This is a genomic window from Pseudomonas sp. GM21 (assembly GCF_000282215.1).
Lineage (GTDB): Bacteria > Pseudomonadota > Gammaproteobacteria > Pseudomonadales > Pseudomonadaceae > Aquipseudomonas.
Map to the genome: position 1 here is coordinate 1 of NZ_AKJS01000054.1, position 5187 is coordinate 5187.

Below are 5187 nucleotides of genomic sequence, written 5' to 3' on the forward strand. Positions count from 1 at the left end.
GCTGTAAGAGCGGAACCATAAGTGGCATAACCGCAGAAACGGATATGTATCCGATCAAAGACCAGGCAACTTTTGCGCAAAAGCGATACAGAGTGCGATAACCGCCCAATAAAAAATGCCCCAATCTCTCGATCGGGGCATTCGTTTTAACGCGACTTATATATAAGCCTTAGTGCGAAACCGCCCCACTCGCCCCCAAACCAGTCTGCGAACGAACAAACTGAGGGAAGAACAGCGCGCGCTCGTTGGCGCCAGCGGTCGACTTGTCAGTGATCGAGAAGAACCAGATACCGACAAAGGCAATCGCCATCGAGAACAGCGCCGGGTATTCATACGGGAAGATCGCCTTCTCGTGATGCAGGATCTGCACCCAAATGGTTGGCCCAAGAATCATCAAGCCAACAGCACTGATCAGCCCCAACCAGCCGCCGATCATCGCACCGCGGGTGGTCAGCTTCTTCCAGTACATGGAAAGCAGCAGCACCGGGAAGTTGCAACTTGCCGCGATGGAGAACGCCAGGCCTACCATGAACGCGATGTTCTGGCTTTCGAACAGAATGCCCAGGCCGATCGCCAGCACCGCCAAAGCGATGGTGGTGATTTTCGAGACGCGAATCTCGTCTTTCTCGTTAGCCTTGCCCTTCTTGATTACGCTGGCATACAGGTCATGGGACACCGCCGATGCACCGGCCAGGGTCAGACCGGCAACCACTGCCAGAATGGTCGCGAACGCTACCGCCGAGATGAAGCCGAGGAAAATACTGCCACCCACCGCGTTGGCCAGGTGCACCGCCGCCATGTTGTTACCGCCCAACAGCGCGCCAGCCGCATCTTTGAAAACCGGGTTGGTGCTGACCAGCAGGATCGCGCCGAAGCCGATAATGAAAGTCAGGATGTAGAAATAACCAATGAAGCCGGTTGCATACAGCACGCTCTTGCGAGCTTCTTTCGCGTCACTCACGGTGAAGAAGCGCATCAGGATATGCGGCAGGCCAGCGGTACCGAACATCAGTGCCAGGCCCAGAGAGAACGCAGAGATCGGATCTTTCACCAGACCGCCAGGGCTCATGATCGCCTCGGCTTTAGGGTGAACCTTGATCGCCTCGGAAAACAGCATGTTGAAGTCGAAGTTGACGTGTTTCATCACCATCAGCGCCATGAACGAAGCACCGGACAGCAACAGCACAGCCTTGATGATCTGCACCCAGGTGGTCGCCAGCATGCCGCCGAACAACACGTACATGCACATCAGGATACCGACCAGGATGACCGCGACGTGGTAGTCGAGACCAAACAACAGCTGGATCAGCTTGCCGGCACCGACCATCTGCGCGATCAGGTAGAACGCCACCACCACCAGCGAGCCGCAAGCGGACAGCGAGCGGATCTGGGTTTGCCCGAGGCGGTAGGACGCCACGTCGGCAAAAGTGTATTTACCCAGGTTACGCAGGCGCTCGGCGATCAGGAACAGAATGATCGGCCAGCCCACCAGGAAGCCGATCGAGTAGATCAGGCCGTCGTAGCCGGACGTGAACACCAGGGCGGAAATCCCCAGGAAGGACGCCGCGGACATGTAGTCACCGGCAATTGCCAGACCATTCTGGAAACCGGTGATGTTGCCGCCCGCCGCATAGTAGTCGGCGGCCGAGTTGTTTTTCTTGGAGGCCCAGTAAGTGATATACAAAGTCGCGCCGACGAACGCCACGAACATCAGGATCGCGGGAACGTTCAGCGGTTGTTTGGTCACGGCACCGGTCAAGGCGTCAGCCGCCCAGGCCCCCGGTGCGAATGCTGCAACGCTCAATAGAGCCATTAGACGCCGGATCATTGCTGAGCCTCCTTGAGAATCGCATTGTTCAGGTCGTCGAATTCGCCATTGGCGCGTCGTACGTAGATTGCCGTCAGGATAAAGGCCGAGAGAATCAGCCCGACACCAATCGGAATTCCCCAGGTAATCGAAGACTCAGGGCTGATTTTCGCCCCCAGCAATTTTGGCCCGTAAGCAATCAACAGGATGAATCCGGAGTAAAGCCCTAGCATGATCGCTGACAGTATCCAGGCGAATCGCTCCCTCTTACTGACCAGCTCCTTGAAGCGCGGGCTGTTTTGAATCGAGAGGTAAATGCTGTCGTTCATTGTTTTTATCCTCGCAGCACAGATTATTGTTGGAACGGTATCCACTCTATGCGGCTGGGAAACAGGTTCCAGACGACCTTAGTCTTAGAACGCCATGACAGAATCGCCATTTTCCAGCAGGCTCGCTCCCACCGAAAAAAGCAAAAGGCCCCTTGGCATTACTGCCAAGGGGCCTTTAGAGGTTCAGATTAGACGCTTCAGCTCAAATCATTTGGTCCAGTCGGCAACGCGCTCCGGGTGTTTGGCCACCCAATCTTTCGCTGCAGCTTCCGGCTTGGCGCCATCCTGAATCGCCAACATGACCTCGCCAATTTCGTCTTTCGACGCCCACTGGAAGTTTTTCAGGAACTTGGCCACTTCCGGCGCTTTGGTGGCGAGTTCTTTGCTGCCGATGTTATTGACCGTTTCAGCTGCGCCATAAACGCCTTTCGGATCGTCCAGGAAGCGCAGTTTCCACTTGGCAAACATCCAGTGCGGCACCCAACCGGTCACCGCGATGGATTCGTTTTTCTTCTCGGCACGGGTCAGCTCGGCAATCATGCCGGCGCCGGAACTGGCCTTGAGTTGATACCCGGTCAGGTCGTAATCCTTGATGGCCTGTTCGGACTTGATCATCACGCCTGAACCGGCGTCGATACCGACGATGCGGTTTTTGAAGCTGTCATCGGTTTTCAGATCGCCGATGGTTTTGGCCTTGACGTACTCCGGCACGATCAAACCGATTTTTGCATCTTTGAAGTTCGGACCGTAATCAACGACCTGGTCCTTGTTCTTGGTCCAGTAATCACCGTGTGTCACCGGCAGCCACGCCGATAACATGGCGTCGAGTTTGCCGGTGGCCACACCCTGCCACATGATCCCGGTGGCGACGGCTTGCAGCTTCACGTCATAACCCAGTTTCTGTTTGATCACTTCTGCCGCTACGTGAGTCGTCGCGACGCTGTCGGACCAACCGTCAACGTAACCGATGCTCAAGGTCTTGCTCTCGGCACTGGCCATGGTGGAGCCGATCGCAAGCACCAGAGCGGCACCTGCGCCTAAAAGTCGTCGCATCTTCATCGTTACTTCCCCGAAAGTGCTGCGCTCGACGGATGCCGAGTCGCGTCAACGTATAGTTATGGTGCACAGCGCCCCCATCACGCCCACCGCAAACCCTTTCGAACATCAGCGTGATTTATTCATGGGAGCACTGATGCGTCGATCATCAACCTCACGGCAACCGCGACCTGCTCTACCAGCGACCTCAAAGCACCGAGAAACGACATCAGAACGCCATAGTTCGTGAGTAACGCAAACACCCCGACCGATCCGCTCGAACTTTGCATGTCAACGTTATGCAGGGCACCTGATCCGCGGCAAATGCAGGTAACATGCGCGGCTTTGCTCCCAGACGCCCCGACCATGCCCGCGACATCACGCTTTCCTTTTTTTGCTTATTTATTCGCCTGCCTGCTGGGGCTATTTGCCTTCGGTGGCTTTTGGTACGGCCTCGGTCAACCGGTGATTCTGCCGGACGTGGCCAGCGCAACGCACAAACTGCAATGCGCCTCCTACACCCCGTTCGACAAGGACCAATCACCGTTCGATCAGCCGTTCAAATTGCGCCCGGAGCGCATGGACGCCGACCTTGCACTGCTGGCCAAGAGCTTCGAATGCATCCGCACCTATTCCATGACCGGCCTGGAAGCCCTGCCTGATCTGGCACGCAAGCATGGTCTGAAACTGATGATTGGTGCCTGGGTCAACAGCAATCCGGTCGACACCGAGAAAGAGGTCGACCTGCTAATCGCCTCGGCGAACGCCAACGCCGACGTGGTGACCGCGGTCATCGTCGGCAACGAAACCCTGCTGCGCAAAGAGATCACCGGCGCACAACTGGCCCGGCTGATTAACAAGGTCAAAAGCCAGGTTAAACAACCTGTCACTTATGCCGACGTCTGGGAGTTCTGGCTCAAGCACCCGGAAATCGCCCCGGCAGTCGACTTCCTGACCATCCACTTGCTGCCGTACTGGGAAGATGATCCCTCGAACATCGATGCGGCCCTGCAACATGTGGCCGAAGTGCGTCAGGTGTTCGGCAACAAATTCGCCCCCAAGGACGTGATGATCGGGGAAACCGGCTGGCCCAGCGAAGGTCGTCAACGTGAGACCGCCCTGCCGAGCCGGGTCAATGAAGCCAAATTCATTCGCGGTTTTGTCGCCATGGCTGAACAGCAAGGCTGGCATTACAACCTGATTGAAGCTTTCGACCAGCCGTGGAAACGTGCCAGTGAAGGCGCGGTCGGCGGTTACTGGGGACTGTTCGACGCGGATCGTCAGGACAAGGGCGTACTGGCAGGCCCAGTGACCAATGTGCCGTACTGGTCGCAATGGCTCGCGGTGGGTGGCTTGATTTTCCTCGGCACACTGATCCTCGGTGGCCGCGTTCGCAGCACTCGCGCAGCGCTGGTACTGCCACTGCTCGGCGCGCTGGCGGCTTGCTCGATTGGCGCGTGGGGTGATCTGGCTCGCGTTACCACGCGGTTTGCGAGCGAATGGGTGTGGGTGGCGCTGCTGACGGCTTTGAATCTGTTGCTACTGGCTCATGCCGCACTGACATTGAGCGCTCGCACCGGTTGGCGTGAGCGGACATTCAACGCGCTGGAACGCCGGGCTGGCTGGCTGCTTGCGACGGCGGGGTTTGCTGCAGCGGTGATGATGCTGGAGCTGGTGTTCGATCCGCGTTATCGCAGTTTCCCGAGTGTGGCATTTATTCTGCCGGCACTGGTTTACCTGTGCCGCCCGGTCAGCGTGCCACGTCGGGAAATTGCATTGCTGAGCTTCATTATTGGCGCAGGCATTGCGCCGCAGCTGTACCGTGAAGGCTTGCAGAACCAGCAGGCCTGGGGTTGGGCGCTGGTGAGTGTGCTGATGGTATTGGCGTTGTGGCGCAGTTTGCGGGTTCGCAAAGCTTAATCTTGAGCGAAGCTTTTGGCCTCATCGCGGGCAAGCCCGCTCCCACAGGGATCGCCTGAATCCTGTGGGAGCGGGAGGGTGTACTGAATTCTGTGT

The 5187-nt window shown here is 57.3% G+C and carries 4 protein-coding genes; 1 reads left to right on the forward strand and 3 read right to left on the reverse strand.

Features of this window, described 5'->3' with window-relative positions; translation table 11 throughout:
- Positions 1–169 precede the first annotated feature (169 nt).
- The 3 genes from PMI22_RS20935 to PMI22_RS20925 all read right to left on the reverse strand — a co-directional run bounded on the left by PMI22_RS20935 (position 170) and on the right by PMI22_RS20925 (position 3195).
- On the reverse strand, positions 170–1828 hold the full coding sequence (locus PMI22_RS20935) for a cation acetate symporter (protein ID WP_007944342.1): 1659 nt from the start codon (positions 1826–1828) through the stop codon (positions 170–172).
- The gene (locus tag PMI22_RS20930) at positions 1825–2136 is read right to left on the reverse strand and encodes a DUF485 domain-containing protein (RefSeq protein ID WP_007944343.1); all 312 of its coding nucleotides are present in this window, start codon (positions 2134–2136) and stop codon (positions 1825–1827) included. Before PMI22_RS20930 ends, PMI22_RS20935 begins: the two co-directional genes overlap by 4 nt.
- A gap of 207 nt (positions 2137–2343) precedes the next feature.
- On the reverse strand, positions 2344–3195 hold the full coding sequence (locus tag PMI22_RS20925; RefSeq protein WP_007944344.1) for a glycine betaine ABC transporter substrate-binding protein: 852 nt from the start codon (positions 3193–3195) through the stop codon (positions 2344–2346).
- A 300-nt stretch (positions 3196–3495) separates the two neighbouring features.
- On the opposite strand from PMI22_RS20925, the gene PMI22_RS20920 reads away from it, so the two are divergent.
- The gene (locus tag PMI22_RS20920; RefSeq protein ID WP_007944345.1) at positions 3496–5091 is read left to right on the forward strand and encodes a glycoside hydrolase family 17 protein; all 1596 of its coding nucleotides are present in this window, start codon (positions 3496–3498) and stop codon (positions 5089–5091) included.
- Positions 5092–5187: the final 96 nt, after the last annotated feature.